General features: G+C 68.6%; 17 protein-coding genes and 6 pseudogenes. 13 read left to right on the top strand and 10 right to left on the bottom strand.

What is annotated here, in order from left to right:
• Positions 1–248: 248 nt before the first annotated feature.
• The 3 genes and pseudogenes from ACZ6BG_RS19975 to ACZ6BG_RS19965 all read right to left on the bottom strand — a co-directional run.
• Positions 249–703 (bottom strand): annotated as a pseudogene (locus ACZ6BG_RS19975) (aldo/keto reductase); the annotation flags it as partial.
• Positions 704–819: 116 nt separating this feature from the next.
• A complete protein-coding gene (locus tag ACZ6BG_RS19970) occupies positions 820–1578 on the bottom strand; it encodes an SDR family NAD(P)-dependent oxidoreductase (RefSeq protein WP_469003097.1) in 759 nt (252 codons plus the stop codon).
• Positions 1575–1877: pseudogene (locus ACZ6BG_RS19965) on the bottom strand (enolase C-terminal domain-like protein); the annotation flags it as partial. The gene ACZ6BG_RS19970 and the pseudogene ACZ6BG_RS19965, both read right to left, overlap by 4 nt.
• A 193-nt stretch (positions 1878–2070) precedes the next feature.
• Here ACZ6BG_RS19965 and ACZ6BG_RS19960 point away from each other — a divergent pair.
• The 4 genes and pseudogenes from ACZ6BG_RS19960 (at position 2071) to ACZ6BG_RS19945 (ending at position 5177) form a co-directional block, all read left to right on the top strand.
• Positions 2071–3003 (top strand): hypothetical protein, encoded by a 933-nt coding sequence (locus ACZ6BG_RS19960; protein WP_469003095.1) that lies wholly within the window; start codon positions 2071–2073, stop codon positions 3001–3003.
• A gap of 431 nt (positions 3004–3434) precedes the next feature.
• Positions 3435–4421, top strand: a pseudogene (locus ACZ6BG_RS19955) (ISKra4 family transposase); the annotation flags it as partial.
• Positions 4422–4508: 87 nt separating this feature from the next.
• The gene (locus ACZ6BG_RS19950; protein WP_469003091.1) at positions 4509–4778 is read left to right on the top strand and encodes an alpha-galactosidase; all 270 of its coding nucleotides are present in this window, start codon (positions 4509–4511) and stop codon (positions 4776–4778) included.
• Positions 4779–4982: 204 nt separating this feature from the next.
• Entirely contained in the window at positions 4983–5177 is a 195-nt protein-coding gene (locus tag ACZ6BG_RS19945) for a hypothetical protein (protein WP_469003089.1), read from the top strand.
• 110 nt (positions 5178–5287) lie between these two features.
• Here the strand turns inward: ACZ6BG_RS19945 and ACZ6BG_RS19940 are convergent, their stop codons facing one another.
• Positions 5288–7315, bottom strand: coding sequence for a glycogen debranching N-terminal domain-containing protein (locus ACZ6BG_RS19940; RefSeq protein ID WP_469003088.1), 2028 nt, complete (start codon positions 7313–7315; stop codon positions 5288–5290).
• Between the two features lie 57 nt (positions 7316–7372).
• On the opposite strand from ACZ6BG_RS19940, the gene ACZ6BG_RS19935 reads away from it, so the two are divergent.
• The 6 genes from ACZ6BG_RS19935 to ACZ6BG_RS19910 all read left to right on the top strand — a co-directional run bounded on the left by ACZ6BG_RS19935 (position 7373) and on the right by ACZ6BG_RS19910 (position 13844).
• Positions 7373–7654 (top strand): hypothetical protein, encoded by a 282-nt coding sequence (locus ACZ6BG_RS19935; protein ID WP_469003086.1) that lies wholly within the window; start codon positions 7373–7375, stop codon positions 7652–7654.
• Between the two features lie 43 nt (positions 7655–7697).
• Positions 7698–8708, top strand: coding sequence for a LacI family DNA-binding transcriptional regulator (locus ACZ6BG_RS19930; RefSeq protein ID WP_469003084.1), 1011 nt, complete (start codon positions 7698–7700; stop codon positions 8706–8708).
• Between the two features lie 79 nt (positions 8709–8787).
• Positions 8788–10029, top strand: a complete 1242-nt coding sequence (locus ACZ6BG_RS19925) for a sugar ABC transporter substrate-binding protein (RefSeq protein ID WP_469003081.1) — start codon at positions 8788–8790, stop codon at positions 10027–10029.
• 137 nt (positions 10030–10166) lie between these two features.
• Positions 10167–11168, top strand: a complete 1002-nt coding sequence (locus tag ACZ6BG_RS19920) for a carbohydrate ABC transporter permease (protein ID WP_469003079.1) — start codon at positions 10167–10169, stop codon at positions 11166–11168.
• The gene (locus tag ACZ6BG_RS19915; RefSeq protein ID WP_469003077.1) at positions 11165–12058 is read left to right on the top strand and encodes a carbohydrate ABC transporter permease; all 894 of its coding nucleotides are present in this window, start codon (positions 11165–11167) and stop codon (positions 12056–12058) included. The genes ACZ6BG_RS19920 and ACZ6BG_RS19915 overlap by 4 nt, the downstream gene beginning before the upstream one ends.
• Positions 12059–12164: 106 nt before the next feature.
• Positions 12165–13844, top strand: coding sequence for a glycoside hydrolase family 13 protein (locus ACZ6BG_RS19910; RefSeq protein ID WP_469003075.1), 1680 nt, complete (start codon positions 12165–12167; stop codon positions 13842–13844).
• A gap of 34 nt (positions 13845–13878) precedes the next feature.
• Here the strand turns inward: ACZ6BG_RS19910 and ACZ6BG_RS19905 are convergent.
• A pseudogene (locus ACZ6BG_RS19905) lies at positions 13879–14028 on the bottom strand (RICIN domain-containing protein); the annotation flags it as partial.
• Between the two features lie 517 nt (positions 14029–14545).
• Entirely contained in the window at positions 14546–15751 is a 1206-nt protein-coding gene (locus tag ACZ6BG_RS19900; protein WP_469003073.1) for an FAD-dependent oxidoreductase, read from the bottom strand.
• A 213-nt stretch (positions 15752–15964) separates the two neighbouring features.
• On the opposite strand from ACZ6BG_RS19900, the gene ACZ6BG_RS19895 reads away from it, so the two are divergent.
• Both ACZ6BG_RS19895 and ACZ6BG_RS19890 read left to right on the top strand, forming a co-directional pair.
• The gene (locus ACZ6BG_RS19895; protein ID WP_469003071.1) at positions 15965–16564 is read left to right on the top strand and encodes a TetR/AcrR family transcriptional regulator; all 600 of its coding nucleotides are present in this window, start codon (positions 15965–15967) and stop codon (positions 16562–16564) included.
• A gap of 171 nt (positions 16565–16735) precedes the next feature.
• Positions 16736–16963 (top strand): annotated as a pseudogene (locus tag ACZ6BG_RS19890) (response regulator); the annotation flags it as partial.
• Between the two features lie 115 nt (positions 16964–17078).
• On the opposite strand, the gene ACZ6BG_RS19885 reads toward ACZ6BG_RS19890, so the two are convergent.
• Complete coding sequence (locus ACZ6BG_RS19885; protein ID WP_469003069.1) at positions 17079–17381, bottom strand: CAP domain-containing protein; 303 nt, start codon at positions 17379–17381, stop codon at positions 17079–17081.
• Between the two features lie 79 nt (positions 17382–17460).
• Here ACZ6BG_RS19885 and ACZ6BG_RS19880 point away from each other — a divergent pair, with 79 nt between their 5' ends.
• Entirely contained in the window at positions 17461–17586 is a 126-nt protein-coding gene (locus tag ACZ6BG_RS19880) for a hypothetical protein (RefSeq protein ID WP_469003067.1), read from the top strand.
• Positions 17587–18069: 483 nt separating this feature from the next.
• Here the strand turns inward: ACZ6BG_RS19880 and ACZ6BG_RS19875 are convergent, their stop codons facing one another.
• The 3 genes and pseudogenes from ACZ6BG_RS19875 to ACZ6BG_RS19865 all read right to left on the bottom strand — a co-directional run.
• Positions 18070–20019 (bottom strand): family 20 glycosylhydrolase, encoded by a 1950-nt coding sequence (locus tag ACZ6BG_RS19875; protein ID WP_469003065.1) that lies wholly within the window; start codon positions 20017–20019, stop codon positions 18070–18072.
• A gap of 161 nt (positions 20020–20180) precedes the next feature.
• Positions 20181–20906, bottom strand: coding sequence for a sigma-70 family RNA polymerase sigma factor (locus ACZ6BG_RS19870; protein ID WP_469003063.1), 726 nt, complete (start codon positions 20904–20906; stop codon positions 20181–20183).
• An 11-nt stretch (positions 20907–20917) separates the two neighbouring features.
• Positions 20918–21119: pseudogene (locus ACZ6BG_RS19865) on the bottom strand (alkaline phosphatase family protein); the annotation flags it as partial.

Below are 21119 nucleotides of genomic sequence, written 5' to 3'. Positions count from 1 at the left end.
CAGTGTGTGTTTTCTGCCTCTGTGTTTGGGGTTACTGGAGGTTAGGGGGGTTTTTGGAGTGGGACTCCCGGGTGCCGGTGGTAGCAGGTGCACCTGCCACCCCCGGCACTCGGGCTGCCAACGTTCCATGCCGCGTTGAACGTCGCCCAGACGGTCCACTCACTCAAAACGACGTGTCGGGCGTTGTGGTCGCCGCCGCGGGCTCGGCGGCGAGCAGCAGGCCGTCCATCGCGGCCGCTCCAGCAGGGGTAGCGGCGTGTGCACATCACGGCGTCCACATCCGTGTCGGTGACAGTGCGGGGGAGCATGTCCACTTGGTTCATGCCCGCCCCGCTGGCGCGTACGACGCCCTCGGAACGCGATCGTTCCAGGGCGGCGCACGCCGTCGACGTTGAAGTCCCACATGCGGCTGTGAGTGGCCGGCAGGCCGAAACCGCTGGCGAGATCGTCACCGCCGCCGGTCTACGGCTCGAGCAGCTCAAGGAGGCGGTCCGCCTTCGTCGAGAGGGTGTACGCGGCCCTCGGCCTCCCGCGCAGAGACTTGCCCAGGCGGCGCTCGGACAAGCCGAGGCCGTAGTGCGGGGCGGTTTTCGTAGTAGCGGATGTCGGCCTCCCACGCGGCTTCGACGGTCAGGGCGGCGTGCTCCTCGCTCACCGGCACGTAGGGCCCGCCGAGGGAGGCCGCGCCGAGTCCCGGTGTCATGACCGGGACGCCGCTGCGGCCCAGGGTGCTCCGGGGTGGCAGCGGCAGAGCTCCGGAGCCGGAACCGCGGGATATGTCGCCCCGCGCCCCGTTGGGCAAGGACGAACAGCATCCCCTCACTGCTCCACCGGAGGCAACCGCAGGCCCTGCATGCCGGAGTCCACGGCCAGGGCCGTGCCCGTGACAGTGGCGGCGGCCGGGCTTGCCAGATAGGCGATGGCGGCGGCGACTTCGTTCGCGCTCACCAGCCGGCCCATGGGCTGGCGAGCGTTGAGTGCCGCGCGCTCAGCAGCTGGGTCGTCGGCCCGGGCGAGAAGCCGCCCCACCCACGGCGTGTCCGCCGTACCGGGGTTGACGCAGTTGACGCGCACGCCTTCATGCACGTGGTCGGCGGCCATCGCCAGAGTCAGGGAAAGCACAGCGCCCTTGCTCGCCGAGTACAGGGCGCGCTGCGGCAAGCCAGCGGTGGCCGCGATCGAGCAGGTGTTGACGATCACGGCGTGCTTCGACTCCCGCAGGTACGGCAGGGCGGCACGGGAGGCGCGCACCATGCCCAGGACGTTGATGTCGAACACCCGCTGCCACTCGGTGTCTTCGTTATCTTCGACCGTGCCGATGGCCCCCACCTCGGCGTTGTTGACCAAGATGTCGATGCCGCCCAGGTCCTGTGCCACCTGGCGCATCGTGGCCCGCACTGAGGCGTCGTCCGCGATGTCCGCCCGGTAGGCCCACAGGGGAACCTGAGCCTCATCGGGCTTCAGGTCGAGCACGGCGACCGTCACGCCGCGGGCGGCAAGCAGACGTGCCGTGGCCAGGCCGATACCCGATCCGCCCCCAGTGACGACGGCTTTCAGGCAGCGCCGGTCGGCACTCATGCGACCACCGCCTGCTGCGACGCCGCGTCCGCCATCCAGAACGTGCCGTCGGGATAGCGGTACGTCGTGATCGACTCGGTCCGCATACTGGCCGAGAAGCCGGGGGCCGTCGGGGCGGCGTAGCGTCTGCCCACGACGCGTACCGGGTCCTCGAAGTGCTCGTGCAGGTGATCGACGTATTCGATGACCCGATCCTGGGCGGTCCCGGACAACGCCACGAAATCGAACATCGACAGGTGCTGGACGAGCTCGCACGGGCCCACACCGCCCGCGTGCGGGCACACGGGCACGCAGTATTGGGGAGTGGGAGGCGCGGGAGGCGGCGGCCCGGGCCGGGTGCGGTCGCCGCCGTCCTCGACGAGTGACGGAACTGCCGGGGCTGCACCGTGCCGGGGGCCGAGCGGGGCGGGCCGCCCACCGACTAGCATCGCCGAGTTCGTGCCACCTACCGGCCCGGGCATCGCGGGACGGCGTACAGGGGGCTGACACGGCATGAGGACGAAGAGCGCAGCGGCGTGGGCGGTAGCGGTGCTGATGCTCGGCGCAGCCGTCGGCGGCTGCACCGAGCAATCGGACAAGGGATCGTCCACCAGCAGCGCGAAGCACACGACGTCCCACCGCGAACCCGAGGACAAGCCTGATTCACGGGTCGTGGAGCACGACGACGACCACACCGTCCTCGAACTGTCCGACGGTCGGCAGGTGTCCCTCCGCTTCACTCGCCGCGGCCTGGAGGCACAGCATCGCCACGCCTCTGACGACGCCTGGTCCGCCCGGAAGACGGTCTATGAGACCGGCACCGAACCGTGCCACGGCATCAGGGCAAAGGCGTACCGGGACACCGTGTGGCTCGCGGCCGGCTTCGGCGCGTACTGCGGGGACGGCGAAGAACCGCAAGAGGTGATCGCGGCCGTCGCCACCGGGGACCTCTCCTCCTGGACCACCGACCCGACCAACAACACCGTCGCCTGGCCGAAGGCCCGCATCCGCGACGGTGGTGCCCGAGTGGACTTCGTCGATCCCGGCATGCTGGAAACCACCACGCTGACCTGGCGCAAAGGCTCCGGATTCGCCGAGGTGGCCACGGAGTACAAGCCCATCCACCCCTGGTTCGTGGGCCGGTGGCGAGCCACGGACGGCAGCCAGCAGCTGACCCTCCACCAGGTCGAGCCGGGCAGACGCGCACGCGTGGTCATCGAGTCCCGCACCGGCCCGCGATGCGAGGGCAGCGCCACTGTCTCCGGCATCGACCAGCACGACCTGTCCATGAGCAACTTCAAGCTCGATCAGGGCACCAGGACCGTCAACTGCCCGCCGGAGGAGACCAAGTACTCCTTCGACGTGAAGTCCTCGGACGGCCCGCTGCGCCTACGCAAGATCGGCAACCACCCGAAGACCGTCCTTACCTATGAGCGGGCGGGCTGACGTACGACTGCGCATGAGGGGCGGCGGCGTGGTCAGGTCTCCACCGTGTGGGTGGAGGAGGCGACGCTGATGGGGTAGTTGATCGGGAGTTGGAGGCGCGGGAGGCGGCGGCTCGGGCCCGGGTGGAGGCGCTCGAAGCGGAGCTCGCCCGGCTGACGGCCCGTCTGGAGGACGAGCGGGAGACATGGTCGCGGCTGCGGATCGCCCGGGAGACGGTGGCCGAGGTGATCATGGATCTGGACGGGTCCGGAGCGACCGCACCGGTGGCCGGCCGCGCGGAGCCGGAGAACCCGGTGCACCCCGGGGTGCGGGTGGTCGGGGCGATCACAGTGCCGCACTGGCGCCAAGGGCTGTCGGCTGCGGTGCTGCCGGATGTCTACCGGGACATCATCGAGGTCCTTACCGACGCCGCGAAGCCGGTGCAGGCCAAGCAGATCGTGCCGCGGATCGAGCTGCGGTGCGGGAAGGTCCTGGGCAAACGTCAGGCCGAACATCTGGTCGCCTGCGCGGCCGTTGACATCGACGGCTTCCACGCCCGTCGCGTCCCGACGCCGTCGACCGCTCCCACGACGCTGGTGATCCAGGTCGACGGCAAGGGCATCGCGATGCGGCCGTCCGGTCTGCGGCCGGCCACGCTGGCCTGCGTGTTCGACGCCGACCCCGCCCCCCGGCGCCCGCACGACATCATCGCCCCGCCGGAGGGCCGCAGCGGCCTCCGGTCTCCGCGCCAGGGACCGAAATCGCGGGCGAAGTGGTTGACCGGCTCGGTCATCCACCCGCCCGAGCACACCATCGCCGCGGCCTTCGATCAGGCCCAGGCCCGCGACCGCGTGCGGAACTGGGTCGTCCTGGTCGACGGCACCCGCCACCAACTCGACCTGATCCTCGCCGAAGCCGACCGGCGCGGGATCACCGTGCAGGTCCTGCTCGACATCGTGCACGTCAGCGAGTACGTCTGGGCTGCCGCGCACAGCTTCCACCGGCCCGGCACCCCGGCAGCCGAAGCCTGGGTCGCCGGGCATCTGACCACGATCCTCCACGGCCGAGCCAGCCGCGCCGCCGCGGAGATCACCGCGCAGGCGGAGCGGGCCGGCCCGCGCGGAGCGAAACGCGAAGCCGCAGACACCTGCGTCCGCTACCTGGCCGGCCACCTTGACCAACTCTGCTACGACACCGCGTTGGCCGAGGGCCGGCCGATCGCCACCGGCCCGATCGAGGGCGCATGCAGGCATCTCATCGGCGACCGTCTGGAGATCACCGGGGCAAGGTGGGGGCTGAGCGGCGCCGATGCCGTCCTCAAACTTCGGGCGGTGAAGGACAACGGTGACCTCGACGCCTACTTCGCCTTCCATCTCGCCTGCGAGCACGAACGGCTCTATTCCACCTCTGACCAGCACGACTACGACCTCACGGTCTGAACCGCAGGCGTCCCCCGGGGAGAGCTACACCCACTGCAGATTGGCACCATTGCGGCAGGTCGAGATGATCAATTTAATGGGGCGATCATGAACGTGGCCTCAGCGTCCGCCGTTCCGGCCCCGCCCTTCCCGTTTCGGGCGTCCGACACCAACGACCCACTCGAGCGACGGGCGATCCAGCGCTGGACCGGACTCCTTGTCCCGCCCGAGCTGATGGGCTGCCACATCGGCGCGGCGCCCGACCCCACCACCGGCCGCACCACCTCGCTCGCCTTCGCCCGGCGACAGCGCTGTTCGGACACGCAGGCATCGAATGGAACCTCACCGCCTGCACCAACACCGAACTCGCCCAACTGACCGTCTAGGTCAGCCTGCACAAGCGCCTCAGGCCCCTGCTGCACGGCGGGCGAACCGTGAACGCCCACCACCCCGGTCCGAGCGCCTGGCTACGCGGCGTCGTCTCGGCCGACCCGCGCCACGCCGTCTTCAGTCTGGTCCAGCTCACCCGCTCGACCGTTTCTGTCCCCGCACGCCTCCAATTCCCCCGGCCTGGACGGCGACTTGCACTACACCGTCACCCCGTGCCCGGAGATCGGCATACCCATCGGCTTCCCTCCACGGCCCGTCCCCTGGCTCACCCGTGGATCGGTCCGCCTCCCGGGATCCGCCCTGTCCGCTGTCGGCCTCGCAGCGCCGCTGCTCGATCCGGCCCAGGCCGTGGTCCTGGAACTGCGGGCCCACCGTGCCGTCGGATGAGGATCAGCCGGGCACGACAGTGCGAGCGGTCGAGGGACGGCACGAGGCACGCCGGATAGCGGGGACTGGAAAGGTGGCGTGCCTCGTGCCTGCTTGGTGGGTGCCGCAGCTCAGCCGCTGCTGACGGTGGAGGTCTCTCGGGACGGTGGCAGGGTGCTCACCTGCAGCGGCGCCGATGTGTCGACGCGCGCCGTGCCGCCCGCGGCGACGGAGATGGACAGCGGGTGCCCGGCGACGCTCAACCCCGAGACGCTCAGCGGCAGCAGCTTGCTGACTGCGGGCCGGATCTTCAGGCGTCCCGCCGGAACGTCTGCCTCAAGGCCGAGGAGGGCTTGCAGCACAGCCACCGAGGAGGCGGCGGCCCACGCTTGGGGGCGGCAGGACGCCGGGTAGGGCGACGGTCGGGCGGAGGCCGAGCGGGCGATGCCCGCGAACAGTTCCGGCAGGCGGGAGTCGAATGCGGGCCCCGCCGCGATCAGGTTCTCCGCGAGTCGGCGGGCGTGATCCGGGTATCCGGCGCGGGCCAGGCCGTGTACGGCGATGGCCGTGTCGTGGGGCCACACGCTGCCGATGTGGTAGCCGAGGGGGTTGTAGCCGCCGTTGGCGGTCGAGTACGTGCGCAACCCATAGGCATCGGCCAGGTCCGCGGCCAGGAGCCGGTCGGCGATGAGGCGTTCCTCCTCGGCGTTGAGCAGGCCAGTGTTGAGGAGATGGCCCATTCCCGAGGTGACGGCGTCGACGGGACGCTTGTCCGCGTCGAGCGCGATCGCTGTGTAGGGGCCATGCTCGTCGGACACCCAGAAGCCGCGCCGGAACGCTTCCCGCACCCGTGCGGCCCAGGCGCGACAGCGATCACCGCCGGGACGAGCGAAGGCGTCGAGGAGCGCGGCGCCGTCCATGGCCGCCTGGTGCGCGTATGCCTGCACCTCGCACAGAGCGATGGGGGCGGTGGCCAGGGAGCCGTCCCTGAAGCGGACCGAGTCGCCGGAGTCCTTCCAGCCCTGGTTGGCAAGGCCGGTACCGGTGGAGTCGATGTACTCCAGCAGACCGTCGCCGTCCGGATCTCCGTGCTCCACAAGCCAGTTGAGGGCTGCTTCGAGATGCGGGAGCAGTGCTTCGACCTCTTCGGGAGGCATACCCCAGCGCCACGCGTCGTGCAGCAACGAGATCCACAGCGGCGTGGCGTCGATGGTCCCGTAATACTGCGCGGGCAGACGGCTGCCGTCGCTCAGTTGCTGCGCCTCGGCGCGCACCTCGTGCAGGATCTTGCCGGGTTGCTCCTCGGTGGAGGGCACGGTGGCGCGGCCCTGGCGGCGGGCCAGGGTGCGGAGGGTTCCCGCCGCCAGGTCGGTGCCCAGGGGCAGGAGCATGCGGGCTGCCCAGAGGGAGTCGCGGCCGAACAAGGTGAGGTACCACGGGGCGCCCGCGCCGACGAAGAGGTCTTCGGGAGCCTGTGGGTCGGCGAGCAGCAGGCGGGTCAGGTCCTGTTCGGACTGAGCGATCAGGCGTGTGAAGTCACCGTCCGCGCAGCTCAGGCCCAGGTCTGCCCAGGGCCGGGCGTCCTGGGCCACCGGGCTGAACAGGGTGGGCGAGTCCGTGTCCGCCCGGCCCAGAAGCTCGCACGTCCAGGTCTCGCCGGGGGCGAGGGAGACGTCGAAGGCGAAGATGCCCTGAGTCCCGGACACCGAGAGACCGGAGTGGGGGACGCCGGCGGCCTCACTACCGGCAGTCCGGGCTGACAGCGACATCAGGCGTCCGCTCGAAGCCCAGGTCAAACGGCTCTCGTCAAGGTACGGCGCGACGAGAGACGTCGTCGCACCCTCCTTGACCGCGTCCATGGCAGCGAAGTCGCCCTCGGCTGTGACACGCAGGGTGAACCGGGCGGGAAGCGAGCCGTTGTTGGTGAGGGACAGATTCTCGGTGAAGCGTCCCGGAACAACCGTGCGCTCGCGACGCAGGGTCACCGCCGGGTCGGCGGTCTGCTGTGCCACGCCGCGGAGCACGGCGTCGTACGTGACTCGGCTGGCGGACTCGGCGGCGTAGCTCGTCGAAGCGAGGTGGACGCCGTCGACGGTGACGCGCAGGGAACGGAGGAAGCGCCGGTCACCGTGGTAGAAGCCGTCTACGGGCGCTGTCATGTTCCCGTCCGGCCGCGACGCCACGAAAGAGGGGGCCCAGATCGCCAGAGTGGCGTCGTGGACGAAGGGCTGGCAGCCGGGCTCCGAGGCAGGCGCCGGACGGTCGCGCTGCTGGTCAAGTACTCCTTCGACGCCCTGGGGCTGCGGCGTGGACTGCGTCGTGTGACGGATCTGCTGCGACATCTAGACGGACCCTTGGCCTTCTTTTTTGCCGGATGTGGTGTGTACAGTCAGGATCACTTCAGGGATTGGATCGATCCAAGCAAGTATTGGATCGATCCAAATGTCAACATGCAGACACCGTACCCGACCTTCCGTGTGGACCGAAATGACCCATGACAGCCCTCAAGGGGCTTCCCCGTCGCGATCGCGGCCCCCGACGATGGCGGACGTCGCCCGCCTTGCCCAAGTCGGCAAACAGACGGTGTCCAACGCGCTCAACAACCCCGAGCTCCTCCGGCCCGAGACGCTGGCCCGCGTGAACGCCGCCATCAAGGAACTGGGGTACCGGCCGCACACCGCGGCCCGATCGCTGCGCCGCCGCGAGTCGCGGACCATCGGCTACGCGCTGGAACGCAGCGTGGCCGGCCGTTCCAACGCGGTGCAGGACCGCTTCCTGCACGCGCTCGCGGCCGCGACCGGCTACCGGCTCCTGGTCTTCTCCGCCGACTCCCCCGAGGAGGAGGTCGAGCGATACGACGAGCTGCTGCGGGAGCGGGCCGTCGACGCGTTCGTACTGGACCGCACGCGGAAGGACGACGCGCGCCACCGCTGGCTGCACGACAAGTCCGTGCCCTTCGTCGCCTTCGGCCGGTCCTGGAGTGAACAGGACTTCGGCGACTGGGTGGACGTCGATGGCGCGGCGGGCATCGAAGCGGCGACCGAACACCTGGTCCTCGCGGGGCACGAGCGGATCGGCCTGCTGGGCTGGCCCGCCGGCAGCGGCACCGGCGACAACCGAGTCGCCGGCTGGCAGCGCGCCATGAAACGCCACGGTCTGCCGGTACGCGGGCTGCGCGGGGCCGCTTCGAACTCGACCGAAGCCGCCCGGCAGGCCGCGGCCACGCTCCTCGACGAGGACGCGACCGCAGTGGTTTCTGTCAGTGACGCGCTGGCGCTCGGCTGTTACGACGCGCTGCGGGAGCGTGGACTGCAGCCCGGCACCGACGTCGCGGTCACCGGTTTCGACGACTCCCCCTTCGCGGAACTCCTCGCGCCGACCCTCACCTCCGTTGAGCAGCCCCTGGAGCAGGTCGCCGGGGAATGCGTGCGGATGCTTCTCGCGCGGATCAGCGAACCCCGGCGCCCCACCGAGCACCTCTTGCTGACGCCCCGGCTCGTCATCAGGGACAGCTCCGGCCCTTCCGGAACGGGGGTCGTGACGGACATCTGATCCAGCCGGCCGAGCACGCCTTCGCCAGAGGCGCACTCCCCTCGCACCACGGCACTCGCACTCACAGCTAGGAACGATCATGAGCCGCACCAAACTGCCCCTCGTCGCCTGCGGACTGGCGGTCTCTCTGCTGGCCACGGCCTGTTCGTCGGGATTCGACCAGGGATCGAGCCAGGACACCTCGGGCAAGCAAAAGATCAAGGTTCTCATCGCCACCTCCGGCAGCCCCGAGACTGCTGCGGTGAAGCGGGCCGCAGACGCGTGGGCCAAGAAGACGGGCAACTCCGTCACGGTGGACGTCGCGCAGAACATCGACCAACAGCTCGGCCAGGCCTTCGCCGGCAACAACCCGCCGGACGTCTTCTACACGTCGGGGGAACAGTTCTCCACGTACGCCCAGCGTGGCTCCCTCTACGCCTACGGAGACAAGCTCAAGGACAGCAAGGCGTTCAGTCCGCTGCTGACCAGGGCCTTCACGTACGACGACAAGTTGTTCTGCGCGCCCAAGGACCAGTCGACGCTGGGGCTCGCCGTCAACACCGACCTGTGGAAGAAGGCCGGGCTCACCGAAGCCGACTATCCCAAGACGTGGGACGACCTGGCGAAAGTGGCCAAGAAGCTCACCAAGAGCGGCGTCACCGGCCTGACCGTCAACGCCGACTACAACCAGCTCGGAGCCTTCTTCAAGCAGTCCGGCTCGTGGCTCACCAGCCCTGACCAGAAGAAGATGACGGCCACCGACAAGGCGAACGTCAGGGCTTTGACGTACGTGAAGAAGCTCCTCACGCAGGGCGTGCTCAAGTTCCCCAAGGCCCTGGACTCCGGGTGGGGCGGCGAGGCGTTCGGCAAGGGCAAGGCCGCGATGACCATCGAGGGCAACTGGCTCGCCGGGATGATGGAAAAGGACTTCCCCGACACCTCGTACAAAGTCGTCCCGCTTCCCGAGGGGCCCGGCGGCAAAGGCACGATGGCGTTCACCAACTGCTGGGGCATCGCCGCCAAGAGCAGGCATCAGGCCGCCGCCGTCGACCTCGTCAATCACTTGACCAGCGACAGCAGTCAGCTGACGTTCGCCAAAGTGGTCGGCGTGATGCCGTCGAAGCAGACGCTGCTCGACAAGTACAGGCGCCAGAATCCCGAGTCGGCGGCGTGGGCGAGCGGAGCCTCGTACGCCCAACTGCCGGTCTCCGCCCCCGGCATGCGGCAGGTGATGGCCGAGTTCAACACGTCCCTCGCCGGACTCGCGGACAAGGACCCGGCGCAGCTCCTGGACGACTTGCAGAAGAACGGCGCATCGGTCCTGGGCGGGAACGGGCGATGAGTACCACCACGGAATCGGAGCCGGGAACAGGGTCCGAACCCGGCGGGGAACGTCGTGCTCCGGGTCGTCTCGCCCGCCTCTGCAAGCCACGTCGAGACGGCCGTCAAGGAGTGTGGGGCTGGATCTTCGTCAGCCCCATGGTCCTGGTCCTGGGCCTGTTCCTGGCGGTGCCGGTCATCATGGCTCTGTGGGTGAGCCTGCTGGACTGGGATGGCCAGTCGAACCCGTTCTCGGGAGCGGCCGACTTCGTCGGCCTTGACAACTATCAGGGTCTGTTCGCCGAGGACGGTCTGACCCGGACGCTCTTCATGACGTCCTTGCGGAACAACCTCTACTACGTCCTCCTGGCAGTGCCCCTCCAGACCGCGCTCGCACTGGGCCTCGCCCTCGCCGTGAACCAGCGTCGCCTCAAGGGCAAGGGAGCCTTCCGAACGGCTTTCTACTTCCCGTCCGTCACCAGCTCCATCGCCGTCTCCACGGTGTTCCTCTTCCTGTTCCAGAGCAGCGGAGCTGTCAACAGCCTGCTCAAGTGGGTGGGCGTCCAGGGCCCCAACTGGTTCACGGACGCGCGAGGACTGGTGTGGGTGGCGCTCGACGGAGTCGGCCTTGTCGACCCGAGCTCTCCGCCCGCCGCATTGGCCGACCACGGCGTGCTCGGCCTGTCCTGGTGGGAGTGGCTCTCCGGGCCCTCCATCGCGATGTGCACCATCATCATGCTCGTGGTCTGGACGACGTCCGGCACCTTCATGCTGATGTTCCTGGCCGCGCTTCAGGACATTCCCGAGGCGCAACTGGAGTCGGCGCGGCTCGACGGCGCGAACCGCTGGCAGACGCTGCGCCACGTGATCCTTCCCGCGCTGCGCCCCATCCTCTTCCTGGTGATCACGCTCGGCCTCATCGGCACCTGGCAGGTCTTCGACCAGGTGTATGTCATGAGCCAGGGACAGCCCGCGAACACGACGCTGACCCCCGCGTTCCTCTCCTACAGCGTGAGCTTCAAGGACGCGCAGTACGGGACCGGAGCTGCGATCTCCTTCGTCCTGCTGGCGATCATCCTCGTGATGACCGGCGTGCAGCGCCTCGTGCTGCGGGAGCGGGACGGCCGACGACGGCTGCGTCCAAGGAGGGCCGCCCGATGACTGCTTCGAGTACGTCGAGTACGACAACGCAGGGGCACGCGACACGACGAGACCCACGGGGCAGGCTCCGGCTCGTCGCCACGCTGGTCATGTCGCTGGTGGCGCTCGCCTTTCTGATGCCGTTCGTCATTCAGGTCGTGACGACCTTCAAGACCGACCCGCAGGCCGCCGCGTCGCCGCTCAGCCTTCTGCCCAATCCGTTCACCGTGGCCACCTACCGCCAGCTGTTCAGCGGCTCCGAGGGCGCGGCGTTCCCGACGTGGCTGGGCAACTCCCTCTTTGTCTCTTTGGTGGTCACGGTCGGTCGGGTCGTCTTCGACTCGCTCGCCGGCTACGCCCTGGCCCGCCTGCGCTTCCGCGGCCGTGGCCTGCTGACCGTACTGCTCATCTCCGTGATGGCCGTTCCCGGCGTCGTCCTGATGATCCCCAAGTTCCTCGTGGTCCAGTACTTGGGCATCTACGACACCTACACGGCCATGATCGTGCCGCTGCTCGTGGATGCCGTCGGCATCTTCATCATGAAGCAGTTCTTCGAGTCCGTACCGCGCGAGATCGAAGAGGCGGCCCGGGTCGACGGTGCCGGTGTGCTGCGCATCTACTGGTCGGTGGTCCTGCCGATGGCGAAGCCCGCCCTGATCACGCTCACCATCCTGTCCTTCCAGGGTTCGTGGAACGAGTTCACGCACTTCGTCGTCACCACGCAGTCCTCCGAACACGCCACCCTCACCACAGGGCTCGCCCAGTTCGTCTCCGGGGGCCTGGGCTCGGGCACCCGATACCCGCTGAAGCTCACCGCGGCGCTGCTGGCCACCATCCCGGTCGCCATCGTCTTCTTCGTCTTCCAGCGCCACTTCGTGCGCGGCGGAAACGCGGGAGCGCTCAAGGAGTGACGGCTGCGGCGAGGCCCACTGCCGCCAGTCTCTTTCCCTCACCACCACTCCGCGTCGTCCTTGACACCCCCCTGCACACCCTTCCCGGAAAGCCAAGCGCACCCGCATGACCACCACCGCACCCCATACCGTCACCGCCCGGCTCACCCTCCCCGCCACTCGCCAAGACCCTTGGTGGCGCACGGCGGTCGTCTACCAGATCTACGTCCGCAGCTTCCACGACTCCACCGGCACCGGCACCGGCGATCTCGGGGGACTGCTCCAGCGCCTCCCCTACCTGCGCCGCCTCGGAGTGGACGCCATCTGGCTGAGCCCGTTCTACCCCTCGCCCCAGCACGACCACGGCTATGACATCGCCGACTACCACGACGTGGACCCCCGCTTCGGCGACCTGGACATGATGCGCCGCGTCATCGCCCGAGCCCACGCGCTGGGCCTGCGCGTCCTCGCCGACATCGTCCCGAACCACTGCTCCGTCGAGCATCCCTGGTTCAAGGCGGCACTCGCCGCTGCCCCGGGAAGCCCCGAGCGCGCCCTGTTCCACTTCGCCGACGGCCGCGGCCCCGAGGACGCCGAACCGCCCAACAACTGGCGCTCCATCTTCGGCGGCTCTTCATGGGCCCGCACGACTGACGACGACGGCACCCCAGGCCAGTGGTACCTGCACTCCTTCGCTCCCGAACAGGCCGACTTCAACTGGGCCGACCCGCGCGTCGGCGACTACTTCGACTCGGTCCTTCGCTTCTGGCTCGACCTGGGCGTGGACGGCTTCCGCATCGACGTCGCTCACGGCCTCCACAAGCAGCAGGGACTGCCCGACGATCCCCACGCCACACTCGACGAGATCACCGGAGACCCCGTCAACTCTGCCGCCTGGAACCGCCCCGAGGTCCATGACGTCTGGCGCCGCTGGCGAGCCCTCACCGACGCTTACGAGCACCGGGACGGTCGCGCTCGTGTTCTGGTCGGCGAAATCGGCGTCCTCGACCCGCGCCAAGTGGCCCTCTACCAACGCCCGGACGAGCTCCACCAGAGCTTCTTCTTCGAGTTCCTGCGCACCGAATGGAACGCCGCGGCCTTCTATGACGTCATCCGCCGCGGCCTGGAAGCCGTCACCGCCGCCGGCTCCGCCGTGAGCTGGGTCCTCAACAATCACGACATGCCACGCGCCGTGACCCGCTACGCGGGCGGCGAGCCCGGCGGCCAACCCGGTGACACGGCCCTCGGTGAACGCCGAGCCCGCGCCGCCCTGCTCATGATGCTGGCGCTGCCCGGCTCGGTCTATCTGTACCAGGGCGAGGAGTTGGGCCTGGCCGAAGTGGTCGACCTGCCGACATCGGCCCTGCAGGACCCGATGTACCACCGCTCCGGCGGAGCACGCCGAGGGCGGGACGGCTGCCGCGTCCCCCTCCCCTGGCACGGCAGCGAACCCACGTACGGCTTCACCGACGCCGACGCCGCGTGGCTGCCCCAGCCGGACTGGTTCAGCTCGTACGGAGCCGCCGAGCAAGACCTGCGCGGCGAGTCCACGCTGAATCTGTACCGGGCCGCCCTCGCGCTGCGCTCGGCCATCCCCGACCTGCGAGACGGCGGCCTGGTCTGGGACAAGGTCCCGGACACCCCCGACGGTGTGCTGTCCTTCCGCAGGGGCGGCCTGCTCTGCACGGTCAACTGTGGTCCATGCACCGTCCCGACACCGCCCGGGGCGACGCTTCTCCTCTCCTCCGCCCCCGAGTCGCCGGACGACAAGCAACCGACCGAATCCGCCGCCTGGTGGATCGTTTAGCCGCTACTCGCGTCCGCAGCGGTGCAGGGGCCCGTCATCTGATCGTCCAGTGCTGCCGGGGCGAGTCGACGTTCGCCTCCTGGGTCACCGGGGAATTATCGGACGTCGAGGCGGTAGTGAGCAGCAGTCCGCTCCTTGCCGAGGCATTGGTGTACGCGCCGTTCGCCGGCCTGGTGACCAGCCAGCGTTGGTTGGCGCCTCCGTTGCAGGTTCACTGGGTCGCCTTGACCCCGGTCGTGGAGGAGGCGCCGGAGACCTGGGCGAGCACGCGGCCGTTCCCGGTGTCGATCCGGTAGGTCTAAGCCGGGTCGAAGGGCGGCTTGGCAGGCTCGCTTGAGTCGACGGTGACGTTGGCGTACTCGCCGTGCGGGCAAGCGACGTTCGCCGAGCAGGTCGACGGACTGACCATCCGGTACGGAAGACGCAGCTCCGGCCCGCGAAGGGTGCTGGAGCGTGTGACGGTGATGCTCACCGGCCGCCTCGGCGCCCGCCTGTCCCAGGATCCGGCTGCCGGAGTGAACAGGTCGACGCTGCTGCGGTTGATCCACCGCCTGCCTGAGCCGCCACGTCGACACTACGGGTGCCTGACGCGATCACCACCTGCTCGACGCTCCTCAGGTCACAGGTCAGGACCGCACCCGGTCGGCGGCGGTGACGACTCCGTCGAACGAGGACGGAGACTCGGTCCGATGTGTGGCCGGTCAGAGCCCGTACTCCAAGGGTCGGGCCCGCAGCGCACCGAGCACCTGACGGGGCCGCATGCCCAGGACGGTGGAGGCGACCTCGGCCAGTCCCTTGGCGGCCAGCGGCAGTTGCTCGCGCAGGCCCTGGCCGTTGGAGTACAGCGCGGACCGCGCGACGGTGTCCTGCTTGAGGCGGGTGAAGGGGCGGAGCCGGTCCTCGTAGGAACGGAGGGCCGCCACATGGTCGCCGCCGGCCCTGCGGAGTTCCCCGGCAAGGGTGTAGGCGCCGAGCAGTGCCGTGTTCAAGCCCTGGCCCGACCTCGGGTCCATGCAGTGGGCGGCGTCTCCGGCGAGGACGACCCGGCCGCATGACCAGTGGTCCAGGCGGACCTGGGAGAACTCCGACATGTAGATGTCGTCGCTCGCGGCCGCGGCCACGGCTTCGGCGAAGGGCCGGATCGCCTTGCCGCCGGCCCGCAGCACCTTCAGCACATGGGACCGCAGGGCTTCACTGTCCTCGCCGGGATGTTCGGGCGTCGTGGTGGCCACCATGTGCTGGTCGCCCCCGGGGTAGGCGAGCGTGAGCAGCTCGCCCTCCGTGGCCATGGTGGCCTCGTACGAGGTGAGCTCTTTCGTGGCGGCGACGTTGATGAAGATGTGGTAGAGCCCGCGGCGGATCAGGGCGGTGTCGTCCTCGCCGAAAACCTGGCGCCGGGTGCGCGAGTGCAGGCCGTCGGCGCCGACCACTAGGTCGTACCGGGCGGTGGCACCGTCATCGAAGGTCACCTCGACCCCATCGGCCCCGTCCGCGATCCGGGTGGCAGTGGTGCCGGTGACCACGCGAATCCCCGGCTGTGCCGCCGCCGCGTCGTGCACGAGCTGGGTCACCGTGCCCCGGCGCACCACCCGGTGTCCCTGCGACTTCGACGAGGACATCGGAATGTCCACGGTGCGGTTCCGGGTGATGCCCACACGCAGTGTGTGAATCGGCACCGACGCCTCGAACACGGCGGTGAACAGCCCCATCCGCCGCAGGACTTCCACTCCGGCCGGTTTCATGTCCGTCAGGTATCCGAGGTGGGAGTCGGTGGTGGCGCGCTTCTCGATCATCGTGACGTCGAAACCGTTGCGGTCGAGCCAGTAGGCGGCAGCGCTGCCCGCGACTCCGGCACCGATCACCAGCACGGTCTCCACGGGGCCCACGGCGGCAAGGTCAGTGGTCATGGGATGCGTCTCCTCTGCATTCGGATACGACGGCGGACCAGGGCAACCCCTCGGTGCGCATCCGGCGAGGGCAGAAAGTGCCGGGGCGGCGTACCTCCGCCCCCCGCCCGGCGCAACGGCCCGTCCCGGAGGCCCTGGAGAGGTGCCGCACCTTCACCGTAACAATCCGCCTGGTCGGTTGGTAACGTGTGCCGTAACTTTAGGGAGTCGGTCATGGGACAGATCAGAGACGCCGAACGCACCAGGCACCAGATCCTGCTCGCGGCGGCAGAAGCCGTGCGTACCAAGGGGCAAAACGTCTCGCTCGACGCGATCGCACGCGAGGCCGGGGTTTCCAAGGGGGGACTGATGCACCACTTCCCCTCGCGCGAGCGGCTGCTCGTCGCCCTGGCGGAGAGCCTCTTCGGCAGCTTCGAGGCCGACGTGGCAGCCGGTGTACCCAAGGAGGACACCGGCCCCGGGCGCCTGGCCCGCTCCTACATCCGGGTGGCGTTCGCCGCGATCAGACCTTCAGACGAGGCGAGCGACGCGCACTTGCTCCTGGCACAGCTCATCGGCCTGCCCGCGGTACGGCTCTACCTCGAGGAGACCGACTCCCGCTGGCACGCGGCCCTGGTCGAGGACGGCTTGACACCCCGGATGGCCCGCCTCATCATCGCGGCCACGGATGGCGCGGCACTGGGCGAAGTGATGACACGGATCGATGTCGACGGACTGCGGATGCTGGAGCGGGACCTGGTGGCACTGACGCGGGTGGGTCCGCAGGTCATCGCGGTCCTGGACGCCGAAGGCGTCGATCCGGTGCGCTCGTAGGCCACGCTGTCCGCCGACGTGGGTGCCGTCAAGGAAGCTGACATGCGGGGTAAGTAGCGAGTTTCGCAGGTGAGCCGCCTGTGATGGCCCTCCGAGAAGCCATCCCTCGACGCCCGCTCAGCCAACGTGACTCCCCGGAGTCAGTGCAGGCCGTCGGAGGAACTGCGTTACGGACTGCCCACGTTGGCGGAGCTGCAGCGGGCCGTTCCATCCGTGCGGCCGCTGATCCTCACGACCTTCGGGGAGCGGGAGAACGTGCTGCGCACGCTGAGCCATGGCGGTGCCGGGACCCCGATGAAGGACTCGGCACAGGGCGAGCTCATACGGGCGGTACGGGCGGCCGCTGCGGGAGACGCACACCTGTCGCCGGGCGCCACTCGGCATGTGGTCGACTCGCTCTGGCCCCTCGCGCATCTCGCCCGGCGTCCTGACGTGCCAGGCGAGATCCACGTGGTGAAACATCAACAGGTTCTGGCCGACGTGCGCGTGACCGAGTGGCCGACCAAACGGCGGGCTAGTAGTCGATGTCCAGAGCGACGAGCACCGAACCGTCGCCTCGGTCGATGATGGCCGCGCCGGCATTGCGCGAGGAATCGTAGGTCAGAGCCTGTTTGTGCGCAGGGCTGCTGAACCATGCGTCGATGATTGCTTGCGGGTTGTTGCCTCCCGCGTAGAGGACCTCGTGGCCACAGTGCCCAAAGGTTCCGGCGTCCACGTTCCCCTGCGCGCAGCGGCGGGCGGCTTCCACATTGGCGGGGTTCTCCCGGACTTCGGGTATCCCGAGCGCACGACGCTTCTCGTTGAGCAAGGTCACCATGAGGGATTCCGGTGACTGCTCCTTCCCCTCCTCGGCGGATGGCGTGGGGGAAGGGCGCGAAGGGGTCGACGGTGTCGGCTTGGGACGGGGCGGTGTGGGCTTCGTGGGCTTGCGCGGCTTCTGTGTCTTCGGTGCCTTCGACGCCTTGCGGGTCGCCGTGTCCTTCGGCGTCTTCGTGGTCGGCTTCGGCTTCCGCGCCGTGTGATCCGCCTTGGGCGAAGCCGATGAGGCGGCCACCGGCTGTGGCTTCGTGACAGATGACGAGGGCATCTCATCCGCGGCCTGCACGGCGGGGGCACCTCGGTCGTTGCCTTGGCTGACGGCAACACCGGCCCCGCTGGCTATGCAAGTGGTAGCAGCGGCCAAGGCCACCCACGCCCTTCGGGCTTCGAGGTAGCGAGCGATTTTCGGACTGCCCAGAAGCGGGCGGAGGCGAGCACGGTGCTTGCCTGCTGAGTGGCGTGCCATGAAGGGCTCCGGTACGGCGAGAGGAGCCACTGCACCACAGTGAGCGGCCAGGGGCTCCTGATGGACCTGTCATCGCCAAGGAGCGTGGGCACACAGGCTCCTCCCGCCGTGTTACTCATCCGTTATCAAGCCATCTACCGGGTGCCTCTGAGCTTGTTGCGGGCGTAGGCGTCGCGCGCGGTGGCATCGTCGGTGAGGCAGAAGATGAGCTTGGGCCGGCTCAGGCGAAGACCCCCAGGGAGTAGAGGGAGTAGCCGTATCCGGTGCCGCGCGTGATGCCGTGCATGCGCACGTAGCGGGCGGTGGCGGTGGAGAAGGACACCGTGTCGGTTCCGGCGGTGGTGCGGCCCCGGCGTTCGGCAACGGTCCGCCAGTCGCGGCCGTCGCTGGACACCTGGATGTCGTAGTCCTTGCCGTACGCGACCTCCCAGTTCAGGCGGACGGAGCTAATGCGCCGTTCGCGGCCCAAATCCACGCTCACCCACTCGTCGTCGCTGTACTGACTCGACCACCGGGTGGAATCGTTGCCATCGACCACATGGGAGGGCGGAAAGGCGGACGTCTCCACGGAGGACGCTGATACCGGGCGCCGGTATGCCAGGTCACCCGGGACGCGGTCGGGACTGAGGTAGGCGGTGCCAGGGCCTCTGCCGACGCGGGCCACCCTGTCCTGGAAAGCGGCGTAGTCAGTCCCTGCCGTGCCTCCGGACCACATCTTCTGCGCCAGGGCGTCGAAGCTCTTGTCGATGAGGCCGTGCATCTGCAGCTCGGTGTAGTCCGCGCGGACCAGGTCGTTCCATACGGCGGGCATGGCTCCGAGGAGGTTCGGGTCCTGGGCCGCGAGGTTCTGATCGCCGCCGAAGATGTTCGGCTCCCAGTTCTTGAGGATGTCCGCGCCGTCGAGTCCTTGGCCGTGGTAATAGTCCGCGAAGGGCACGACGTAGAGCAGGTTGTCGTTGGAGTTGATGACCTTGTACCCGTCGGCGATGGCGGCCTTCGGCGAGTACCAGCCGTTGTTCCAACTGTTGATGGCCATGCCCTTGTCGTAGCCCGCGCCGCCTCCCGACATCCGGGTGAAGCTCCCCCAGGCATGGACCTTCTTGCCGAGCGACCGCACGTACGGAGCCATGGTGTTGACGTACTTCTTGAACTGCTCCGCCTGGTTCGCGGGGTACTCATCGATGCCGATATGGACGGCGGGCCCTCGGAACCAGGGGACGAATTCGGCGAACACGGTCTTCATAAAGTCGGCGGTCTCCGGCTTGCTCAAATCCAGATGGTCGGAGTTGCCGTTGTTCAGGCCCAGTTCGGGCTTGAACTTGATGAAGGCCCGGGAGTGCGCCGGAGAGTCGATCTCCGGGACGATGGTGACGCTATGGGTGGCAGCGACATCCTCGAAGGAGTCCCAGTCCTGACGGGTGTAGCCCTCCTCCGCTCCGAGACCGGCGAACTTCGGGTTGGTGCTCTTGAGTCGGAACGCGGAGATGGCCTTGGACCAGTCGCCGTCAGGTGCGTGGATTTCGTTGTCGTTCAGATGCAGTTGCAAGGTGTTGAGCTTGAGCCAGCCCATCCAGTGTAGGTAGGACTTGATGAAGTCGGGTGTGAGGTAGCGTCGACCCACGTCGAGCATGAAGCCCCGCACCGCATAGTTCGGATAGTCGACAGCGGTGCCGACCGGCAGGCTCGCGTGATCGGGCGAGGCAAGGACAGCCTGCAGGAGCGTACGGGTGCCGTAGTACAGCCCTTTGTCACCGCCGCCCACGATGTCGACGGAGCCGTCGGCGACCTTCAGCCGGTACGCTTCGGCGCGCAGTGCCGGCTTGGCGGCGCCGAAGTCGGCGTCGGCATCAATACGTAGCGCGATGTCACCCTCGGCCGGACCGCCCGTGGCAACTCTGAGTCGCAACGAGGTCAACTCGGCGAATTCCGCGACCACTTGAGATGCCTGCTTCTTGACTGCCGCCGGGGCTCCCGCGGGCACAACCACGCGGCTTGACGAGGTGAGGGTGAGTTGACCGGTCCCGCCGGTCCACTGCTGAAGGGCAGGCACGACTCCAGGCGGTGCGTTGTTCGCAGCGGCCGCGGCGCCAGGGGCGCCACGCAGGACGATCAGACATGCGGCAAGGAGGGCCAGTGCGACGACCCCAGTGACGGAACGCCTTAGTGCCATATCGACTCCTCAAAACGGCATGGCGGGACCCCGCGCTTGCGCCTTTCGGGACCGCCCCGCGCCAATGATCGTGAGGGGAGGGAGAGTTGCGACATGAACTGTTCAGTCAGCGCCCCTTACCATCCTCCGGCTCACCAAGAGGGTCAAGAGGTTTAGACCAGTTACCTTCTGGTATCAATAGGTCTACACCAATGAATCCTTCGCCTTCGTGAAGCACCGTCGGCTGGACCGTCCGGCACCCGCCGTGCCGACGGAGCCGACGTCGTCTCTTCCTCAAGGAGACCCATCAACGACATCCGGGCACGGGCCACGCGGGACCGGACGGTCCCGATGGGGCAACCGATGAGGCGGGCGGCCTCGCCGTAGGGCAGCTCAAGCACCTGCGTCAGGACGAAGGCTTCGCGACGCCCATACGGCAGCGCGGCAAGAAGGTCGGCGAGCGCGATGCCGTCGTCAAAGCCCGGCAGCCCCTTCGGTTGGGCTCGTTCAACGAGTGCCTGCCAGTTGTCGGTGTCCGAAATCCTGGGACGAGCGGCCCGGTGGCGCAGGCTGTCGATGACAGCACGACGCGCTATGGACAACAGCCACACCCGTGCGGAGGAACGGCCTTCGAAACGGTGCAGGCTGCCGAAGGCGCGCAGGAAGGTGTCCTGGGTCAGATCGTCGGCGGCCTGGGGGTCGTCACTGAGGTACACGACATAGCGGCGGACATCTTGCTGCACGCCGCGGATGAAGTGATCCGCGGCGACGGCGTCGCCCGTGCGGGCGGCGAGTGCCCAGGCGGTGATCGCCGCGTCCTGGGCTTGCGGGTGTCGCTCGGCCGCGAGTGTCGACTGCGACTGGCCTTTGGTGTCGACGGAGCGGATGGCTGTCCTGGGGACGCTCACGATGTGTTCCCTCAGTGCAGGCCGGCGAGGCGGAGCAGGAGTGATTTCACTTCGGTGGCCTTGATGTGGCCGGTGACTGCGTGGGGGGTGGAGCAGAGGATGAGCGGTCCGGAGTCCAGGTCTTCGCTCGTGGGGAGGCGGCCGTGGCTGCCGCGAATAGGTGAGGGGTCCAGGGGCACCACCGCCATGCGGTAGCGCATGCCGAGTTTCTTG

It is taken from the genome of Streptomyces sp. NPDC041205 (assembly GCF_055591765.1).
This window is presented reverse-complemented; position numbering and strand designations above follow the sequence as displayed.

Excerpts from the sequence above, each read along its gene's own strand:
- ACZ6BG_RS19900 (WP_469003073.1), bottom strand. The coding sequence starts at position 15,751 with ATGACCACTGACCTTGCCGCCGTGGGCCCCGTGGAGACCGTGCTGGTG.
- ACZ6BG_RS19920 (WP_469003079.1), top strand. The coding sequence starts at position 10,167 with ATGGTCCTGGTCCTGGGCCTGTTCCTGGCGGTGCCGGTCATCATGGCT.
- ACZ6BG_RS19910 (WP_469003075.1), top strand. The coding sequence starts at position 12,165 with ATGACCACCACCGCACCCCATACCGTCACCGCCCGGCTCACCCTCCCC.
- ACZ6BG_RS19950 (WP_469003091.1), top strand. The coding sequence starts at position 4,509 with ATGAACGTGGCCTCAGCGTCCGCCGTTCCGGCCCCGCCCTTCCCGTTT.
- ACZ6BG_RS19875 (WP_469003065.1), bottom strand. The coding sequence starts at position 20,019 with ATGGCACTAAGGCGTTCCGTCACTGGGGTCGTCGCACTGGCCCTCCTT.
- ACZ6BG_RS19925 (WP_469003081.1), top strand. The coding sequence starts at position 8,788 with ATGAGCCGCACCAAACTGCCCCTCGTCGCCTGCGGACTGGCGGTCTCT.
- ACZ6BG_RS19970 (WP_469003097.1), bottom strand. The coding sequence starts at position 1,578 with ATGAGTGCCGACCGGCGCTGCCTGAAAGCCGTCGTCACTGGGGGCGGA.
- ACZ6BG_RS19915 (WP_469003077.1), top strand. The coding sequence starts at position 11,165 with ATGACTGCTTCGAGTACGTCGAGTACGACAACGCAGGGGCACGCGACA.
- ACZ6BG_RS19960 (WP_469003095.1), top strand. The coding sequence starts at position 2,071 with ATGAGGACGAAGAGCGCAGCGGCGTGGGCGGTAGCGGTGCTGATGCTC.
- ACZ6BG_RS19940 (WP_469003088.1), bottom strand. The coding sequence starts at position 7,315 with ATGACAGCGCCCGTAGACGGCTTCTACCACGGTGACCGGCGCTTCCTC.
- ACZ6BG_RS19885 (WP_469003069.1), bottom strand. The coding sequence starts at position 17,381 with ATGGTGACCTTGCTCAACGAGAAGCGTCGTGCGCTCGGGATACCCGAA.
- ACZ6BG_RS19930 (WP_469003084.1), top strand. The coding sequence starts at position 7,698 with ATGGCGGACGTCGCCCGCCTTGCCCAAGTCGGCAAACAGACGGTGTCC.
- ACZ6BG_RS19895 (WP_469003071.1), top strand. The coding sequence starts at position 15,965 with ATGGGACAGATCAGAGACGCCGAACGCACCAGGCACCAGATCCTGCTC.